Source organism: Mycolicibacterium setense (genome assembly GCF_000805385.1).
Taxonomy (GTDB): domain Bacteria; phylum Actinomycetota; class Actinomycetes; order Mycobacteriales; family Mycobacteriaceae; genus Mycobacterium; species Mycobacterium setense.
Genome location: NZ_JTJW01000010.1, coordinates 31,113 through 48,718 on the forward strand (window position 1 = coordinate 31,113; position 17,606 = coordinate 48,718).

The following is a 17,606-nucleotide window of genomic DNA, read 5'->3' on the forward strand; positions in this document are numbered from 1 at the left end:
ACAGGCGGAACGTAGCGACACAAAAAGGTATTTACAAGACCGGCAATTTTTCTAATCGATTAGGAGGGGCTCGTCGGCTCAGGCAGACTCGACCTTCGCCACGCTGCCCACCGGCTCTTCCCAGGTAGACCGGCACCTGCCCGGCCAGGCCCAGCCTTGGCGCGGCGAGCACGACGGGTTGAACAAAATGCGACGCCGATATTGACTGCCGCCGAAATGAATCGAAATACCACCGGCCGGGCAATTCCAGTTGCTCGGCGCAACAGTTGTATCGATGAAGCGTTGTGCCCGCACCGCCGGCCGGTGACACACCGAGAAGCCGCCTGCGACGGCGCTCAATTCATTGCCGATGCAATCAAATAACGGAGTCATAAATGCAGCCGGGAATTGCGTGCCTGTTTGCTTCTTGCCGTCGCCTCTCAGCCCAGTTCAAATGAGCACAAGCCGGCCGACGCCAAACCCCAACATCACCAAATCTGGATCAGCGAGGCGTGGCGATGCGCAACCCGGCCAGCATCACCTGGGCATCAGCCATGTAGGTCTTGTTGTCGGGTGCGGTGCTCTGCGCCAGCGCCACCACGTTCCACACCCTCGACCCCAGCGGCACCATCACCGTCACCCCGGTCACGTAGATCGTCTTGCCGCCGGCGTCTGGCGGCACCGTGTAGTTGGCCATCAGCGCCGGAAACCCACAGATCTCCGCGGGCACCTGGGTGATGTTCTGGCCGCCACCGGCTTTGAAGCCCTCGACGCTGTCATTCAGCAGATCCCTGGGCGACCTCTCGCCATCGGTCGCATCCCCGGTGGCCACCGAGACGGCCGGATTCGTCACGCCGTCACTGAGCGACACATTGCGGAGCACCAATTTGACTGCGTCCTTTGCCAACTCAGGCACTGGGTCCCACCCCGGCGGCTGCGCGATGCGCACCCTCGGCTCATCTGGGGCCGTGACCGGCAGCTCGATCCAGCGATCTGAATGCAGCTGCTCGCACGTCTGCGCCTTGTATCCGGGCGACGCGGGCGCCGTCGTGTTGTTCGAGCCCGCCGAGTGCGCCGACGGTTCGAACCCCGCCGTCGCGGTGCCCGCCGTCGTCTGCGTGCACCCGCTGAGAATCAGTCCCGCCGCCAGAACGGCCACACCACGCTTCGTGTCCCCCATCGCAGACAGAGACTACGCGAGCCCGCTTCGCGCCGGGCGCGACACAAACTAGCGCCGTCGCGAGTGCAGGTAGTCGCCGACCACCGCCGCACCCAGCCCGTCGAGGTCCGGAACCACCACCCTGCCCTGCACCCGGCGGGCCACCTGGTCGATGAATCGGGCCAGGCCGGGATCGGTGCCCAGCCGGAAGATCGTCACCTGTGCGCCCAGCCGGGCCACCTCGTCGAACCCACGCACCGTGTGGGCGATGGTGCGCGGGTGTGGCGGGTAGTCGAAGAACACTTCAGAACCGGCCCCGTCGCCGAAATCCTCCAGGTGCGCGGTGGGCTCGCCGTCGGTCACCACGAGCACGACGGGTTGGGCGTTGGGGTGACGACGCAGATGCCGGCTCGCCAGGGCCAGCGCATGGTGCAGATTGGTGCCCTGCTCGTAGACCCCCTCGAGCCCGGTCAGCTCACCTGCCGTCACGGTGCGCGCGTACCTGCCAAAGGCGATGATCTGCAACTCATCTGAGCGGAACCTGGTGCTCACCAGATGGTTGAGGGCCAACGCCGTCCGCTTCATGGGCAGCCAACGGTTCTCCATCACCATGGAGAAGCTGGTGTCGACCAGCAGCGCCACACAAGCCTGGGTGCGAGTCTCGGTCTCGGAGATCTCGACGTCCTCGACCGCGAACCGGATCGGCCGCTCGACGGTGCCCGTGCCGGCCTGGCGCAGCACCGCATTGGTCACCGTGCGGGTGACGTTCCACGGCTCGGTATCACCGAACTGCCAGGGGCGGGTGGCCCCGGTCAACTCGCCGGCCGCGCCGGCCCGACGAGTGTCCCGCTCACCGTGACGACCCGAAAGCTGTTGCGCCACATCACGCAACGCGGTCTGGCCGAGCTGGCGCATGGCCTTGGGCGACAGCCGCCACTGGCCGTCGGAGCCACGGTCGATGAAACCCTGGTTCACCAGCGCCTTCTCCAGCTCGGACAAGGTGCGGGCATCGATCGCCGCGTCATCACCGAGCTGACGGGCAAGCGCCTCAAGGTCCACGTCGTCCATCGAAGCCCCGGAATAGCTCTGCGACAGTGCGTCCGCCAACTGCTCCAACTCGGCGATGTCGGACAGGGCCTGAGCACCCTCTCCCATACCCAGTGGATCGCCACCGGAGAAGCGCTCCGAACCGGTCCAATCCTCGCCCGGCCGTGCGGCCTGCAAGTGCGCATCGAGACGACCCAGCGCATTCATCAACGACGGTGAACCAAAAGCCTGCTGTGCCAAGGAATCCAGCTCGGCACGCTGCTCGTCCGACAGGCTGTTGCGGAACCGCTGTGCGGCAGCGGCCCGCTTGGCCAACGAGTCCAGCAGCTCATCGATGTTCTGCGGGTCCTCCGGGAAGAACTCGCGATGCTTGTCCATGAACTCCTGGAAATCTTGTTGCGAGTCCTGTCCATTCGCATGCTTGTCCAGCAGATCATTCAGGTCGTCGAGCATTTCGTTGACCCGCTGCCGGTCCTCGTCGGTGGCGTTCTCCAGCGCCTCCTTCATGCCGGCGAAACGCTGATCCAGCATCTCGCGGCCCAGCAGATCCTTGATCTGCTCGTACTTCTGGCGCGCCTCGGGGCTACGCCAGTCGTAGTCAGCCAGTTCCTGAACGGCCTTGGCCGGTGACGGCGAGAGTGCCTCCATCTGCAGTTCGCCGAACCGCGCGTCATCGTCGAGGGCGCGGGCCAACTCCTTGCGCTCGGCCAGCACGGCCTCGTCGAGCAGCTTCTTGATCTCCTGCAGCGTGCCGTCGAGGTTGTGCCGCTGCAACAACTCCCGACGCTTCCGGTTGGCTTCCGCTGCCAGCCGGTCAGTGCCGCGCATGCCCTCGGTGCCACGACGCATCAGCTCAGACAGCGCACGGCGCGGCGAGCTGCCCTCCATGACGTTCTGACCGATCTGCTCGAGCGCGTCGCGCAGATCGATCGGTGGTGCCAGCGGGTCGGGGCCACCGGTGTACCGCGAATACCGCGAGGTGTGCCCGTGCCCCCGGCCGGGATCAGGTTTCATGGCCGCACTCCTCAACGCGGCTCGTACCTCGCCGCTTGATCGTCGCACGGCTAGCCATAGACCGTCTCGCCCTCCCCCGTCACCTTGTCCACACGCTTGGCCAGATACAGGGCCTCCAGGGCCAATTCGACGGCCGCTGCCCGCTCACCGATCGAGACGGCACCCAACCGGGATGCCAGCGTGTCCACGACAGCCAGATCGGGTAGCGCGGCCAGGACATCCTTGGCCGATACCCGCTCACCGGTGGTCACCGGCGAGCCTTCCTCGACCGCGGCCACCAGGGGCGCGACGTCGATGCCGCCCAGCAGCCGCTGCGCGGTGTCGGCGGTGGCACGGCGCAGCAGGTGCTCCAGCACCGCCTGCTCGCGCCCCTCCTCGCCCGTCTCGAACTCCAATTTGCCGCGCAGCACGTCGATCACGGTCCCCAGGTCGACCACCCGGGCCACCGGGTCGTCCTCGCCCAGGATCGCCGAACGGTGCCGCGCCGACGCCGCGACCGTCTCGGCAGCGGCGATCGCGAAGCGCGCCGACACACCGGAACGCTGGTCGATCGAGCTCGATTCACGCAGATTCCGGGCGAACCGGGCCAGCACGCCGAGCAGGTAATCCGGAACCTCGGCGGCCAATTGGGCCTCCTGGCGGATCACCCCGACCTCGTCGTCGATCTCCAGCGGGTAGTGCGTGCGGATCTCGGCGCCGAACCGGTCCTTGAGCGGGGTGATGATCCGGCCGCGGTTGGTGTAGTCCTCAGGATTGGCGCTGGCCACCACGAGCACGTCCAGCGGCAGCCGCAATGTGTAGCCGCGGACCTGAATGTCGCGCTCCTCCATCACGTTGAGCATCGACACCTGAATCCGCTCGGCCAGATCGGGCAGCTCGTTGACGGCCACGATGCCCCGGTGCGCCCGCGGAATCAGCCCGTAGGCGATCGTTTCCGGATCCCCCAGGCTGCGGCCCTCGGCCACCTTGATCGGATCGATGTCGCCGACGAGGTCGGCCACGCTCGTGTCCGGGGTGGCCAGCTTCTCGGTGTACCGCTCACTGCGGTGACGCCATTCGATCGGAAGGTCGTCGCCGGAATCGGCCGCCCGGCGGATCGACTCCGGCGTGATCGGGCTGTACGGGTGCTCGCCCAGCTCCGAGCCGGCGATCACCGGCGTCCACTCGTCGAGCAGCCCGGTCAACGCCCGCAACAGCCGCGTCTTGCCCTGGCCGCGCTCACCGAGCAGCACCACGTCGTGCCCGGCGATCAGCGCCCGCTCCAGCTGAGGAATCACCGTGTCCTGGAAACCGAGAATCCCTGGCCAAACATCGCGCCGGTCGGCCAGCGCGGAAAGCAGGTTCTCCCGGATTTCGGTTTTCACGCCCCGCTCACGATGGCCGGAGGCACGTAGCTCACCGACGGTACGGGGCAGATCGCCGGATCCGGCTGGCCGGCGACCATCGTTTTTGGGTTGGCTCACCACTCCACGCTACGACTGAACACCCGCGCGCACATCGCCACCCGCCAGACTCGGGCGTCGAGACGGCCCCGCCGCCGCAGGCCAGCTAGCACCCGGCACGTGTGAGCAAGTCCCCCGGCATAGTCGTTGCGTGAGCGTCGCGACCGGTAGTCTGCGCTCCATGCCGTTGGCTAGCGGTCAGGAATTCGCAGGGTTCACCATCGTGCGGTTGGTGGGCACTGGTGGCATGGGCGAGGTCTATCTGGCGTCCCACCCGCGGTTACCCCGCGAGGACGCCCTCAAAGTGCTGCCCATCAGTGTCAGCTCGGACAACGAATTCCGCCAGCGGTTCATCCGCGAGGCCGACATGGCCGCCACCCTGTGGCATCCGCACATCGTCGGCGTCCACGACCGCGGCGAGTTCGAGGGCCGGTTGTGGATCTCGATGGATTTCGTCGACGGGCACGACGCCGCCAAGCTGCTGCATGACCAGTACCCGAAGGGCATGCCGGCCGAAGACGTGGTCGAGGTGGTCACCGCCGTCGGCGACGCACTGGACTACGCGCACCAGCGCAAGCTCCTGCACCGCGATGTGAAGCCGGCGAACATCCTGCTGACCAGCAAACAGAATTCCAAACGGCGCATCATGCTGACGGACTTCGGTATCGCGCGGCGCGCGGACGAGGTCAACGGACTCACCTCGACCAACATCACCGTCGGCTCGATGTCTTACACCGCGCCCGAGCAGCTGATGGGTCAGCCACTCGACGGCCGGGCCGACCAGTACTCACTGGCCGCCACCGCCTACCGCTTGTTCACCGGCACCCCTCCGTTCGCGCACAGCAACCCGGCGGTGGTGATCAGCCACCACCTGAACTCTCCACCGCCCAAGTTGGCGGACACGAAACCTGAACTGGCCGTGTTCGATTCGGTTATGGCCAAGGCGCTGTCCAAGGACCCCAAAGACCGGTACGCCACGTGCCATGACTTCGCCGTCGCGCTGGCCGAGGCGGCCGCCGGGACCACCGCTGACCTGCACACCGCGCAGCCGGTCGTCGATCCGGCACTGCCCACGGCGCCGCTGGTGATCCCGAAACCGTTGAGCCCGCCGCCCGCCCCGCCCTCGCCGTCGAATCCGCGGCCCCTGCAACCGGCGGAACCGCCGGTGTTCACCTCGTCGTGGACGGGCAACGAGACCTCCTCCAGCAAACCAGTCGCCGGAGGCGCGCAGGTCGGCATGCCGGCCCACGGACCGGGTGGACCCGGTGGTCCCGTCGGGCCGGGTGGTCCGGTCGGGCCGCCGCAACAGACCAACTTCGGGCCGCCCCCACTGCCGCACACCCCGATCCCCCACAAGTCGGACAACCGGCGCAAGCTGATCTTGGTAGCGGGCGCGATCGGCGCGGCGATCCTGCTCGTCGGCGGCATCACCCTCGCGGTCAGCTCCGGCGGCGACAACGGCGGAGGCGGGAGCGAGACCACCTCCGCAGCAGAAGCCACGGATGCGGCCGGTTCGGAGCCCACGTCCTCTCGCAAGCCGCCCGCGCATGCCTTCACCATCGCCGACTACATCAAGCAGACCGGCATCATCGAAACACCGGTCCATCGGGGCGATCCGGGCGCACCGGTGTTCACCATGCCGACCCCGCCGGGGTGGATAGACGCGGGCCCGCGCACGCCGGGCTGGGCCTACTCGGCCATCGTCAACGACCAGATCAACCCGCCCGAGCCGCCGTCGGTCACCTCGCTGATCTCCAGGCTGGTCGGTGACGTCGACCCCAACAAGTTGCTCGAATTCGCCCCGAGCGAGCTGCAGAATCTGGCCGGCTACAAGCCGACGGGTGAGGTGACCCGCGGAAACATCAGCGGATTCCCCACGGTCCACCTGGCAGGCACCTACGCCAAGGGCGACCAGCGCCGCGCCATCAGCCAGACCACCGTGGTGATCCAGGCCCCCGGCAACGTCTACGTGCTGCAGATCAACGCCGACGCCACCGAGCGCGACAAGGCGGCACTGACCGACATCAACAAGGTGATCGACGCTCAGGCCACCATCACTGTGCCCTGAGTCGGGGCCAGAGTCGGGCGGACGCGCGGTACCCAGTACCCTCGGTACCGTGAATTCGCTTGATTGGCGTACCCGGCCGGCCACCGTGCACTTCGGTCCCGCATCTCTGCAGTCCAGAGCACTCGGCTGGGCCACCGCGATCTTCATGCGCCCATTGCTGGGTCTGCTGACCCTGATCGGACTGGGCATCAACCGCGTCGCCCCCGCCCTGATGCAGCGCGCGCGCCTCGACATCATCGACCGGCCCCTGCGGGTCATCAAGCCACTGCCCGGCACCGAGGTGACGCCGGTGGCGCTGCCCCACTGCCCGGCCGAATGGGTGATCGCCCCCGAGGCCCGCGACTCCGACCTGGTGATCGTCTACCTGCACGGCTCGGCGTTGGTCACGCTCGGCCTGAATTCTCACCGACGCTTTGTGTCGAAGCTGTCCGCCAGCACCGGTGCGCGCGTGCTCAACGTCGGCTATCGGCTTGCCCCGCAGGCCGACATCGAGGACGCGGTTGCCGACGGCCTTGACGGCTACCGCCTGGCACTGTCGCTCGGGTTTTCACCCAATCGTATTGTCCTGGCCGGTGATTCAGCCGGCGGACTGTTTGCCGCCGATACCGCTCTGGCCGCGCGCGACGCCGGGCTGCCGGTGCCCGCCGGTCAGGTGCTGCTCTCACCGTTGACCTCATCCGACATGGACCTGAAATACCGTGCGCTGCAGGAGCATCGGGACGTCATGTTCCCGTTCATGACGGTGAAGTTCATCTACGACGTGTTCGCGACGGTCAACGGCACCAGGCCCACGCCGGTGATGCCGCCCGAGGCCGACCTGCACGGGCTCGGACCGTTCCTGCTCCAGGTGGGCACGCACGAGATGCTCCTGAACGACGCCTTCGCCCTCGCCGACAAACTTCAGGCCGCCGGCGTTCCGGCGTGGGTTCAGGTGTGGGACAGGGCAATGCACATGTTCCAGCTGAGTTTCGACATCAACCCCGACGCCCGACGCGCGGTCGAGGAGATCACGGCGTTCATCGCGCACGCGACCGCGGAGGTCGAGGACGAGGCGACCGCATAGGGCTCGTAGTTGGGCCTTGCCGGGCGCCGTTTTGCCGGGTGCGCCTCGCCGGGCGCCGATTTCCACCCCAGGGCTGCCCGTCGCGCACCGCCACGACCCACAGGTAGGAGACCGTGAGCCACTGCGGCGGCTGAGCCACTGCAGCCCTTGAGTCACAGCGGGACAAGCGCTATCCACAGCGCACGGTTCATCCCCAACCTCAGCAGAAGCGCGCCCGAGCGCCGCCAATCTGTCGGTGATGCCGCTGATCGTCGGTGCCCATGGATATCCCGTTCATCGGACCCGAAGCGCTCGCGGCGGGCAGCCTCACCCGCGGCCAACTGCGATGGCGGTACGCCTCGGCGCACCCACGTGTCTACCTGCCGAAGGGCTCCGTCCGAAACCTGAGCGCCAACACCATGGCCGCATGGCTGTGGACCGGCCGTCGTGGAATCGTCGCCGGCCGGGCCGCCGCCGCGCTGCACGGCGCGCAATGGGTCGATGACGATGCCCCGATCGAACTGATCACCGAGCACGGGCGTCGCCGACCCGGTGTGATCGTGCGCGAGGAGCGCATCCGGCCCGACGAGATCTGCCAGGTCGGCGATTTCACGGTCACCACACCGCTTCGCACGGCGCTTGATCTCGCGCGCTTCCTTCCCCGTGACGAGGCGGTTGCTCATCTCGACGCGCTGGCCATCGCGACAGGAGTCGACGCCGAGCGGGTGCTGGAACTGGCGGCGCGGTACCGCGGGCTACGTGGAATACGAAGCGCCCGAACAGCACTCGATTTGATGGACGCCGGTGGTCAGTCTCCGCGGGAAACCTGGCTGCGGCTACTGCTCATCGACGCGGGCTACCGGCGCCCGCAGACGCAGATCCCGGTGAGTGACGGCTTCACCAAGGTCTTCATCGACATGGGCTATGACGACGTCAAGGTCGGATTGGACTACGAAGGTAAACACCACGCCACGGACCGCTCGCGTGTCGTGCACGACATCGGCCGCAATGAACTGATCGAACGCGAAGGATGGATCGACATCCGCGTCGTGGTCGAGCACAGCAGGGCGTTCATCCTGCACAGGGTCCGCGAGGCATTTGCCCGGCGTGGGGCTTCACCGTTTCCTACGTCCGGGTCGCGATCCTAAGTCAGCCACAACCCAGGCGTGGAAACCGTGCAGGCACGCGCGATAAGCGGTGCACCGTTTTCTACCCCAGGGTCGCCAAACCGCACGATCACAGCCCAGGCGTAGAAAACGGCGCTCGCCACCACCGCACAACCGCGCAAATTAACTAGTGCGCGAAATGCCTAGCACCGGTGAGGTACAGCGTGATCCCCGCAGCCTCGGCCGCCGCCGTCACCTCAGCGTCACGCACCGATCCACCGGGGTGCACGATCGCCTTGACACCGGCATTCGTCAAAGTCTCCAAGCCGTCCGGGAACGGGAAGAACGCATCGGAGGCGCCGACCGAGCCGGCCACGCGATCACCCGCACGCTGCACGGCAAGACCCGCCGCGTCGACGCGATTCACCTGCCCCATACCGACGCCCACGGTCGCGCCGTCCTTGGCGATCACGATCGCGTTGGACTTCACCGCGCGGCAGGCCCGCCATGCGAACGCCAGGTCGCTCAGAGTCTGCGGATCGGCCGGCTCACCGGTGGCCAGCGTCCAGTTCGCCGGATCGTCACCCGCTGCGTCGAGCGCGTCGCGCTGCTGCAGCAGCACCCCGCCACTGATCTGGCGCAGCTCGACGCCGCCGACCAGCGGCTCGGATGCCACCAGGATGCGAATGTTCTTCTTGCGGGCCAAGATCTCGACGGCGCCGGGCTCGTACGCCGGGGCGACGATGACCTCGGTGAAGATGTCGGCGACGGTCTCGGCCATCTCGACACTGACCTCGGTGTTGGAGGCGATGACGCCACCGAACGCGCTCAGCGGATCGCACTCGTGCGCCTTGCGGTGCGCATCAGCCACCGACTCCGAGGAGATCGCGATGCCGCACGGGTTGGCGTGCTTGATGATCGCCACGCAGATCTCTTCGTGGTCGAACGCTGCCCGCCACGCCGCATCGGCATCGGTGTAGTTGTTGTACGACATTTCCTTGCCGTGCAGCTGCTCGGCCTGGGCCAGCCCCGGCCATGCGGAGTCGTCGCGGTACACCGCCGCCTGCTGATGCGGGTTCTCGCCATAGCGCAGCACGGCACTGCGGTGCCAGGTGCCGCCGAACCACTGCGGCAGCTTCTGCGCGGGCTCTTCGGGCGCCAGCGTCGACCCCATCCAGCTGGCCACCGCCACGTCGTACTCGGCGGTGTGCCGGAATGCCAACGATGCCAGGATCTTCCGCTCGGCCAGCGTGAAGCCGCCGGCCCGCACCGCGGCCAGCACCCCGTCATAGCCGAGCGGATCCACCACCACGGCCACACTCGGATGGTTCTTGGCGGCCGCACGCACCATCGACGGCCCGCCGATGTCGATCTGCTCGACGCACTCGTCCACCGATGCCCCGGACTCCACGGTCTCGGAGAACGGGTACAGGTTCACCACCACGAGTTCGAATGCCTCGACCTCGAGTTCTTGCAGCGCAGCAACGTGTTCGGCCTTGCGGGTATCGGCCAGCAGACCGGCGTGCACGCGTGGGTGCAGCGTCTTGACCCGGCCGTCGAGCACCTCGGGAAAACCCGTCACCTCTTCCACCGGGGTGACCGGAACACCGGCAGCGGCAATGGTTTTGGCGGTCGACCCGGTGGAGACGATGGCTACGCCTGCCTCATGCAGGCCGCGGGCCAGATCGGCCAGGCCGGTCTTGTCATAGACACTGATCAGCGCTCGCCGGATCGGTTTCTTCTCGCTCACCCTATGGTCGCCTTTCGTCCAGTCCAGGTCACGCCGCGGATTGCCAGCGCGGCCAACACATCCACGAGCAGTCGACGTTCGACCACCTTGATGCGCTCATGCAAAGTCTCTTCAGTGTCATCATCGAGCACCTCGACGGCCTGCTGGGCCAGAATCGGCCCGGTATCCATACCGGAGTCCACGAGATGCACCGTGCAACCCGTCACCCGCACGCCATAGGCCAGCGCCTCGGGCACCGCGTGCGCACCGGGGAAAGCGGGCAGCAACGCCGGATGGGTGTTGACCACGCGGCCGGGAAAACGGGAAAGGAATTGGCCGCCGAGAATTTTCATGAACCCGGCCGAGACCACCAGGTCCGGTTGGTGTTCGGCGGTGGCCGCGGTGAGCGCGGCATCCCAGGCGTCGCGGTCCGAATAGTCGCCCAGTCGCACGGTGTAGGACGGCACCCCTGCCGCTGCCGCGATGTCCACCGCGGCACACTTGCGGTCGGTTCCGACCGCGACGACCCGTGCCGGATAGTCGTCGGCGGCGGCGGCCAGTAGCGAGGCGAGCAACGACCCTGTCCCCGAAGCCAGCACTACCAGCCGTGCCGGTGCACTCGGAGGCACATGTAACGGTTGCTGCACGCGCAGCAGCCTAGTCGCCCGCACGGCGCGACTGATCGCCGGTCACTGGGTCGTCGGGCATGTCGTCGACGATGAAGTGCTCCTCGGGATCGTCATCGAGGTCTTCATAGCGCGGGGGGCGGGGTTCGTAGACGGTTTCCTGCACGTCGCCGTCGTAGTCGTAGTCGTAGTCGTCGTAGTAGTCGTCGGATTCGCCCGGCACGGCTTCCGCTTCGACAGGCTCGTTCGCGGTCGGTTCCCCGGCCGACCATGACACCAGCGGTTGGTCAGGTTCGGGCTCGGGTTCGGGATCGCCCTCGTCTTCGAACTCGACGTACTCCGCCTCATCCTCGGGTTCAGGCTGGGCTTCGGGTTCGGGTTCGGGTTTGGGCACGACAACAGGGCGGGGCTTGCGGGTGAGGCCACCGGACATCGCCATGGTCAGCCCGCCGATCCCGGCGAACCAGAGGAACACCGCAGGCGCGAACGTCGACTGATCCACTCCGACGTCGCCGAAATTGCCCAACCGGCCGCCACCGGCGTAGCCGAGCAAAGCCATCGTCAGCGCCGCCGAAACCGACGCCACCAGCAACTTGCCCGTCGCCGCCCCGATCGGCAGCGGACGCCGCGCGCACTGCTGGCCCAACGCCACCGCCGAGGCTGCGCCCACGATCAGCAGCGCCACCCAGATGGGGCCCAACGGCGGCGTGGGCACCGCGGCCAGCACCGGCACCGCGGGGATGTCGCCGCCGAACACGGTGAACGAACTGAAGGCGGCCAGCCCGACATGGGCGCTGGATCCGACTGCGATGGCCGAGGCGCCCACGATCACGTTGGGGATGTAGAGGATCGACAGCAGGGTCAAGCTGAGCTGGCCGAACAGGCTGTCGGTGATCGCGAACAGGTCGTGCATCGTGCCCCAGTGCACCACCAGCGACACGGCCGTCACCGCCCCGGAAAGACCGAACAGGGCCAACACACCGGCGGTCGCGGCACGGAACGCCTCGGGCAGCCAGCCCGGCAGCGGCGAGGCGGCGAGCGTGCGCTGCCCGACCTTCGAGCCCACGCCGATCAATGCGCCGATAGCGTGCACGATCAGCACGCTGCAGAACGCGCGCAGGGCGCTGGGGGTTTGCAGTTCGCTGATCACCGATGCCGCGTCATGGATGACGGCCAGCAGGATGGCCGCGATCAGAATCGGCCCACCCAACGCTGAGGCGATGACCCAGCGGGTGACGAACCAGGAGGAATTGGGGGCAGTGGCCGCAGCCGTCGTACGCGCGGTACCCCAGATCATCGCCAAGACCGGCAGCAGGGGCATCACCCCGAGTTCACGGCCGCCGATCGACACCGGCACCTGATGCACGCCCAGCCACATGCTGGCGGTCGCACCGAACGCGCCCGTCATGTCGCTGTTGGCGATGAGCAGTTGCAACAGCACAACGGCGGCGATGACCACCAGCGCTACGACGGACGGCCCGAAGGCGACCCGGAGCAACTCACGCGCCTGGCGGGTGCCGACTGGCCGGTTACTCACTTGCTGGGCTGCTCCTCGCAATGATCGGCGCGTGCGCGGGAAGCGCACGCGCCGATCAGCTTACGACGACGAGGGGCCAGATTGCTGTGAAGGCGACTGCTGTGCCTGCGGCTGTGCCGGGACGGCGCTGGTGGGCGCCGACGAGCCCGACTGCTGCTGCGGCTGGCCGTAGGTGGGGTAGCCGGTCGGAGGGGTCGGCGGGCCGCTCGGCTGCTGGCCCTGCTGGCCCTGAGGCGACTGAACGGGGAACCCGCCGGTGTTCGACGAACCCGAGTACCCGCCGTACTGCGACGGGAATCCGGGACGCTGCGGCTGAGCCTGCTGGTAGGGCTGGCCGCCCTGCTGCGGCTGGTGCTGCTGACCGTAGTACTGCGACGGGCCACCGTACTGGCCGTACTGCGGCTGCTGGTCGAACTGCGGCTTGGGCGCCGGAGGCGTGATGACGCCGGCATCGAACAGCAGCGCCGTGATGGCGGCGCCGGCCTCGATCAGGGTCAGCACCAGAAGCGCGTACAGCGTCCAGTCGGCATCGCTGCCGGCCGCCACCAGGAGCGTGATCGAGAGCAGGAACGCCAGGGTGGCAAGGACGGACGCCACGGCGCCGCGGTTCTTCTGCTTGGGCAGCAGGCTCACCCCGGCCAAGAGTCCGGCCACCAGGGCCAGCGGCACGATCAGGGTTCCGAGGACGACCTGAAGCTCGAGGGCGAAGCTGACGAAGTAGGTGAGCAGACCCGCAACGGCCACAACGGCCAGCAGGATCTCGGGCAACTTGTTCTCACCAGGTGCGGCATTGGCCGGAGCGGCGGGCGCAGGAGCGGGTACAGCCTTGGCGAACTGCTGGGTTGCGTCGAACTGCGAACCCGGCTGCGGCGGGTATCCGGGGTTACTGGGCGGGTAGGTCATGACCTCTCCTGTGCTATCGAGCTTCGCGACGTGTGTTCACGCAGGCATGAATACCGACCACGTGAGCGATTCGAGCTTCCACGCTAGCGCACCCAGCTGGGTGCTGGGCGTGCGTGCGTGGTGTCAGCGCGGTCTCAAGCCGATACCAGGACGGGCGTGTCGGCGGAATCTGTTTCGTTGGACTCGATTTCACGGACCAGCGGCAGAACGTTGGCGCCGAAGTACTCGATTTCCTCTTGGAAATGCAGGAATCCGCCGAGGATGAGGTCCACGCCACGTTTGCGATATGCGGCAATGCGTTCGGCGATCTGCTCGGGCGTGCCGATCAACTGCGTGCGGAAGCCGTCGTTGTACTGCACCAGGTCCTCAAAGCTGGAATCGGCCCACATGCCCTTCTTGTCACCGGTGGAGTTGCCGGCCTGCTGCACCGCACCGCGGAAGCCTTCGACAGCGGGCTTGTTGGCCTTGGCGATGATTTCGCGCAGCGTCTCTTTCGCCTCTTTCTCTGTGTCCCGGGCGATGATGAAGCCGTTCAGGCCGACCTTCACCTCACGGCCCGCGTCGCGGGCATGGTCGCGGACCTCGACAACCTGCTCGGTGATGCCCTCGAAGTCTTTGCCGTTCGAGAAGTACCAGTCCGCGTAACGACCGCCGTTGCGCCGCGCGGCGGTGGAGTTGCCGCCCTGGAAGAGCTCGGGGTTGGGTCGCTCGGCGGTGTTGAGGGGCTTGGGCTTGAGGGTGAAATCGTGGATGCGATAGAAGTCGCCGCGGAAATCCACGTCGTCCTCGGTCCAGATTTTGCGTAGAACCTGCAGGAACTCCGCACTACGGCGGTAGCGCTCGTCGTGTTCGAGCCACGGTTCGCCCAGGTGGGTGAACTCGTCCTTGAACCAGCCCGAGACCACGTTGACGGCGAAACGGCCGTTGCTGAGGTGGTCGGCGGTGGCACCCAGCTTGGCCAGCACCGCCGGCTGCCACAGGCCAGGGTGCACTGCGGCGATGACCTTGAGTTTCTGGGTTGCCAGCAACAGCGCGAGGCTGAAGCTGGTGGACTCATGCTGGTACTCCGCGCCGTAGCTGGCCTCATAGCGAACCTGACTGAGCGCATACTCGAAGCCGTTGTTCTCCGCGGTCTGGGCCAGCTTCTTGTTGTACTCGTAGTTCCAGTCGGTGCGCTGCTCGATAACGCTGGTGACCAGGCCGCCGCTGACGTTGGGCACCCAGTAGGCGAACTTGACGTGGTCGGCGATGCGTTCAGTCGTCATGTCGAGGATCCCAGCAAACGTGTGGGCACCCGTCGCGGGTATCGCTCGCGGTGAAGTTTTCTCGATTTCGGCGACCCAACGAGACGGACCGTCTTGCTACTCGGACTGAAACACGTTCTAATTCTGGGCATGGACTATGGGCTCGTTCTCTTCACCAGTGACCGCGGCATCGCCCCGGCCAAGGCCGCCAAACTTGCCGACGATCACGGCTTCACGACGTTCTACGTGCCCGAGCACACCCATATCCCCATCAAGCGGGAGGCCGCTCACCCCACCACCGGTGACGAATCCCTGCCCGACGATCGCTACATGCGCACCCTCGATCCATGGGTGTCGCTGGGCACCGCCTGCGCGGTGACCTCGCGGGTGCGGCTGTCGACGGCCGTCGCGTTGCCCGTCGAGCACGACCCGATCACCCTGGCCAAGTCCATCGCCACCCTGGACCACCTGTCCGGCGGTCGCGTGTCGTTGGGTGTCGGATTCGGTTGGAACACCGACGAACTCGCCGACCACAAGGTTCCCCCGGGCCGCCGCCGCACCATGCTGCGCGAATACCTGGAAGCCATGCGGGCGCTGTGGACCGAGGAAGAAGCCTCCTACGAAGGCGAATTCGTGAACTTCGGGCCGTCGTGGGCCTGGCCCAAGCCCGTGCAGTCACACATCCCGGTGCTGGTCGGTGCGGCCGGCAACGAGAAGAACTTCAAATGGATCGCCAAGTCGGCCGACGGCTGGATCACCACTCCGCGCGACTTCAACATCGACGAGCCGATCAAGCTGCTGCAGGACACCTGGGCCGCCGCCGGGCGCTCCGGCGCACCCCAGATCGTGGCGCTCGACTTCAAGCCGGACCCCGAGAAGCTTGCGCACTGGCGTGAGCTGGGTGTCACCGAGGTGTTGTTCGGGCTGCCCGACAAGTCAGAGGCCGAGGTGGCCGGTTACGTCGAGCGGTTGGCGGGCAAGCTCGCCTCGCTCGTCTAGTTCTGGGTCGGCGTCTAGTTGGCGCCGTCTCGCCGAGATCGACACCAGGGTCGTAAAGTTCGAGGGGAACGACCCTGGTGTAGATCTGGCGGTCAAGACTGGCGTTTCTACGCCAGCGTCGCGGTGTTCCGCTTCTCCCCGGATTTCACGATGGTCGACGCGCCCAGCGGCTCACCGTCGGAGAGCAAGTCCACCAGCGCCTCGTCGGTAGTGGTCGCCAGGAACCGGCTGCCGTCGGAATCCAGGCGCCCGATGATGATGCCGGTGCGCGGCGTCCAGTCATAGCGGACGGTGTAGGTCTCGATAGTGGCCGGCCCGTCGGCCTTTTCGGTGATCACCACGCGGTCTTGCGTGTTGAATTCCTCCTGCAGAGCGGCGCAGCCGTCGGCCACCCAATCGGCAGGCTCGGTGCTGTAGATACCGACCGAGTACTTGCTCGCGATACCGCCATTGCCACCGACAAGCGCGAATCGCCCCGGCTTGTCGCGCATTTCATTCACAGCCTCGGCAATGCCGTGCATGGAGTAGTTGTTGCCCGGGCCGCCGAAGAAGGGCAGGCCACCCGTGAGCGTCAGGCCGCGCTCGTCGTCGGGCGCCAAGCCGGTGCCGTCACAGATGTTGAACACCGGGAAGGGGAAGCAGCTGTAGAGGTCGAACGCCGCGACATCGTCGAGGGTGATGCCCGCGACCCGAAGAGCTTCGTTCACCGCGATCACCGCGGCGTCGCTGTAGCCGAGTTCGGTGCGCTCCAACAGCTTGATTTCCTTCATGTCGGCGTGCCCGCGGAGGTAGACCCACTTCTCCTCCGGCACACCGAGTTTCCGTGCCGTCTCCACCGACATCAGCAACACCGCAGCGCCTTGGTTAACCTGATCGCGGGCCACCATCATGCGCGGGTACGGGTCGCAGATCATCCGGTTGCTCTCGGTGACGGTGGCCAGCTCCTCGGCTGAACGCTCCACCGGGGCAGACGAATACGGGTTCTTCGCGGCCACCTTGGAGAACGGTGCGAACAGCTCGGCCATCGCCTGCCGGTAGTCGGCCACCGACAGCCCGAGCCGGGCGCGTCGCGCATTCTCCAGCAGGCCGTACTGCACCGGGGCGCCGATCAAACCGTGCTTGACCGTGTACTCGTCGAAGATGCCGTCGTAACCGAAGCCACGGTCCTCCAACTGACCCTCGATGGTCTCGGAGTGATCGGGCTTGTCGTCGCGCTTGGAGAAGTGGCGCAGCGTCGAGGTGTTCTCCGAGCCGAACAGCAGCACCACGTCGGCCTCGCCCGCGGCGATCGCAGCGGAGAACTCCGTCACCAGATGTTGCGGGCTCTGGCCGCCGATCACCTCGAGGATGGCGCGGGCCGGCTCAGCACCGACGTTGCGCGCCACCGAGCGGGGATAGTTGTTGGATATGCCCAGGCTTGGCGTCTGCGGGCCGGAGATCTCGAACTGCCGGGTACCCGCCACGGTGTCGATGGCTTGCGCCACGGCGGCAGCGTCGGCTCCGCAATCGTGCAGAGCTGCCTTGGCCGCCTCGGTGGCCAGCTCGACCGAGGACATCCCGCGGTAGCCGTCGAGATCGATGCGTTCGGTGAACTGTCCGACGCCGACGAGGACGGGGGTGCGCGGATCGACCATGACAATCTCCTTGACGGGTGTTAATTCGCGAGGCTAACCGATTGGCGTTTCGAGAGTGAAATCGGTGCCCATCTGGC

At 66.8% G+C, this 17,606-nt stretch carries 13 protein-coding genes; 4 read left to right on the forward strand and 9 right to left on the reverse strand.

What is annotated here, in order from left to right; translation table 11 throughout:
• Nucleotides 1-481 precede the first annotated feature (481 nt).
• Genes QQ25_RS25430 through QQ25_RS25440 form a run of 3 tightly spaced genes read right to left on the reverse strand, consistent with a single transcriptional unit; the run spans nt 482 to nt 4,665 of the window.
• Entirely contained in the window at nt 482-1,159 is a 678-nt protein-coding gene (locus tag QQ25_RS25430; protein WP_039324667.1) for a hypothetical protein, read from the reverse strand.
• Between the two features lie 48 nt (nt 1,160-1,207).
• The gene (locus QQ25_RS25435; protein WP_039324670.1) at nt 1,208-3,199 is read right to left on the reverse strand and encodes a vWA domain-containing protein; all 1,992 of its coding nucleotides are present in this window, start codon (nt 3,197-3,199) and stop codon (nt 1,208-1,210) included.
• A gap of 50 nt (nt 3,200-3,249) precedes the next feature.
• On the reverse strand, nt 3,250-4,665 hold the full coding sequence (locus QQ25_RS25440; RefSeq protein WP_407661824.1) for a sigma 54-interacting transcriptional regulator: 1,416 nt from the start codon (nt 4,663-4,665) through the stop codon (nt 3,250-3,252).
• Nucleotides 4,666-4,822: 157 nt separating this feature from the next.
• Between QQ25_RS25440 and QQ25_RS25445 the strand changes: the two genes are divergently transcribed.
• From QQ25_RS25445 to QQ25_RS25455, 3 genes are all read left to right on the forward strand, one after another.
• Entirely contained in the window at nt 4,823-6,709 is a 1,887-nt protein-coding gene (locus QQ25_RS25445) for an LpqN/LpqT family lipoprotein (protein ID WP_039381858.1), read from the forward strand.
• 49 nt (nt 6,710-6,758) lie between these two features.
• The gene (locus QQ25_RS25450; RefSeq protein ID WP_039381860.1) at nt 6,759-7,772 is read left to right on the forward strand and encodes an alpha/beta hydrolase; all 1,014 of its coding nucleotides are present in this window, start codon (nt 6,759-6,761) and stop codon (nt 7,770-7,772) included.
• Nucleotides 7,773-8,032: 260 nt separating this feature from the next.
• Nucleotides 8,033-8,899 (forward strand): type IV toxin-antitoxin system AbiEi family antitoxin, encoded by an 867-nt coding sequence (locus QQ25_RS25455; protein WP_039381862.1) that lies wholly within the window; start codon nt 8,033-8,035, stop codon nt 8,897-8,899.
• Nucleotides 8,900-9,044: 145 nt separating this feature from the next.
• On the opposite strand, the gene purH is transcribed toward QQ25_RS25455, so the two are convergent.
• From purH to sfnG, 5 genes are all read right to left on the reverse strand, one after another.
• Nucleotides 9,045-10,607, reverse strand: coding sequence for a bifunctional phosphoribosylaminoimidazolecarboxamide formyltransferase/IMP cyclohydrolase (gene purH / locus QQ25_RS25460; protein ID WP_039381863.1), 1,563 nt, complete (start codon nt 10,605-10,607; stop codon nt 9,045-9,047).
• Nucleotides 10,604-11,233: a phosphoribosylglycinamide formyltransferase gene (gene purN / locus QQ25_RS25465; protein WP_039381864.1), complete on the reverse strand. Its 630-nt coding sequence runs from the start codon at nt 11,231-11,233 to the stop codon at nt 10,604-10,606. Before purN ends, purH begins: the two co-directional genes overlap by 4 nt.
• 10 nt (nt 11,234-11,243) lie before the next feature.
• Nucleotides 11,244-12,749 (reverse strand): cell division protein PerM, encoded by a 1,506-nt coding sequence (locus tag QQ25_RS25470; RefSeq protein WP_039381866.1) that lies wholly within the window; start codon nt 12,747-12,749, stop codon nt 11,244-11,246.
• Nucleotides 12,750-12,809: 60 nt separating this feature from the next.
• Nucleotides 12,810-13,652, reverse strand: coding sequence for a DUF5336 domain-containing protein (locus tag QQ25_RS25475; RefSeq protein ID WP_039381867.1), 843 nt, complete (start codon nt 13,650-13,652; stop codon nt 12,810-12,812).
• Between the two features lie 134 nt (nt 13,653-13,786).
• Nucleotides 13,787-14,917 carry a dimethylsulfone monooxygenase SfnG gene (sfnG, locus tag QQ25_RS25480; RefSeq protein ID WP_039381869.1) on the reverse strand — a complete coding sequence of 377 codons (1,131 nt, stop codon included), beginning with the start codon at nt 14,915-14,917 and terminating at the stop codon, nt 13,787-13,789.
• 129 nt (nt 14,918-15,046) lie between these two features.
• Between sfnG and QQ25_RS25485 the strand changes: the two genes are divergently transcribed.
• Nucleotides 15,047-15,895 carry an LLM class F420-dependent oxidoreductase gene (locus tag QQ25_RS25485; RefSeq protein WP_039381871.1) on the forward strand — a complete coding sequence of 283 codons (849 nt, stop codon included), beginning with the start codon at nt 15,047-15,049 and terminating at the stop codon, nt 15,893-15,895.
• Nucleotides 15,896-16,002: 107 nt separating this feature from the next.
• Here QQ25_RS25485 and QQ25_RS25490 read toward each other — a convergent pair whose 3' ends face one another.
• On the reverse strand, nt 16,003-17,529 hold the full coding sequence (locus QQ25_RS25490; RefSeq protein ID WP_039381873.1) for an acetyl-CoA acetyltransferase: 1,527 nt from the start codon (nt 17,527-17,529) through the stop codon (nt 16,003-16,005).
• Between the last annotated feature and the right edge of the window lie 77 nt (nt 17,530-17,606).

What these genes read in the sequence shown, in the direction of transcription:
- QQ25_RS25485 (WP_039381871.1), top strand. Translation starts at nt 15,047, where the DNA reads ATGGACTATGGGCTCGTTCTCTTCACCAGTGACCGCGGCATCGCCCCG.
- QQ25_RS25445 (WP_039381858.1), top strand. Translation starts at nt 4,823, where the DNA reads ATGCCGTTGGCTAGCGGTCAGGAATTCGCAGGGTTCACCATCGTGCGG.
- QQ25_RS25490 (WP_039381873.1), bottom strand. Translation starts at nt 17,529, where the DNA reads ATGGTCGATCCGCGCACCCCCGTCCTCGTCGGCGTCGGACAGTTCACC.
- QQ25_RS25475 (WP_039381867.1), bottom strand. Translation starts at nt 13,652, where the DNA reads ATGACCTACCCGCCCAGTAACCCCGGATACCCGCCGCAGCCGGGTTCG.
- sfnG (WP_039381869.1), bottom strand. Translation starts at nt 14,917, where the DNA reads ATGACGACTGAACGCATCGCCGACCACGTCAAGTTCGCCTACTGGGTG.
- QQ25_RS25430 (WP_039324667.1), bottom strand. Translation starts at nt 1,159, where the DNA reads ATGGGGGACACGAAGCGTGGTGTGGCCGTTCTGGCGGCGGGACTGATT.
- QQ25_RS25455 (WP_039381862.1), top strand. Translation starts at nt 8,033, where the DNA reads ATGGATATCCCGTTCATCGGACCCGAAGCGCTCGCGGCGGGCAGCCTC.
- QQ25_RS25435 (WP_039324670.1), bottom strand. Translation starts at nt 3,199, where the DNA reads ATGAAACCTGATCCCGGCCGGGGGCACGGGCACACCTCGCGGTATTCG.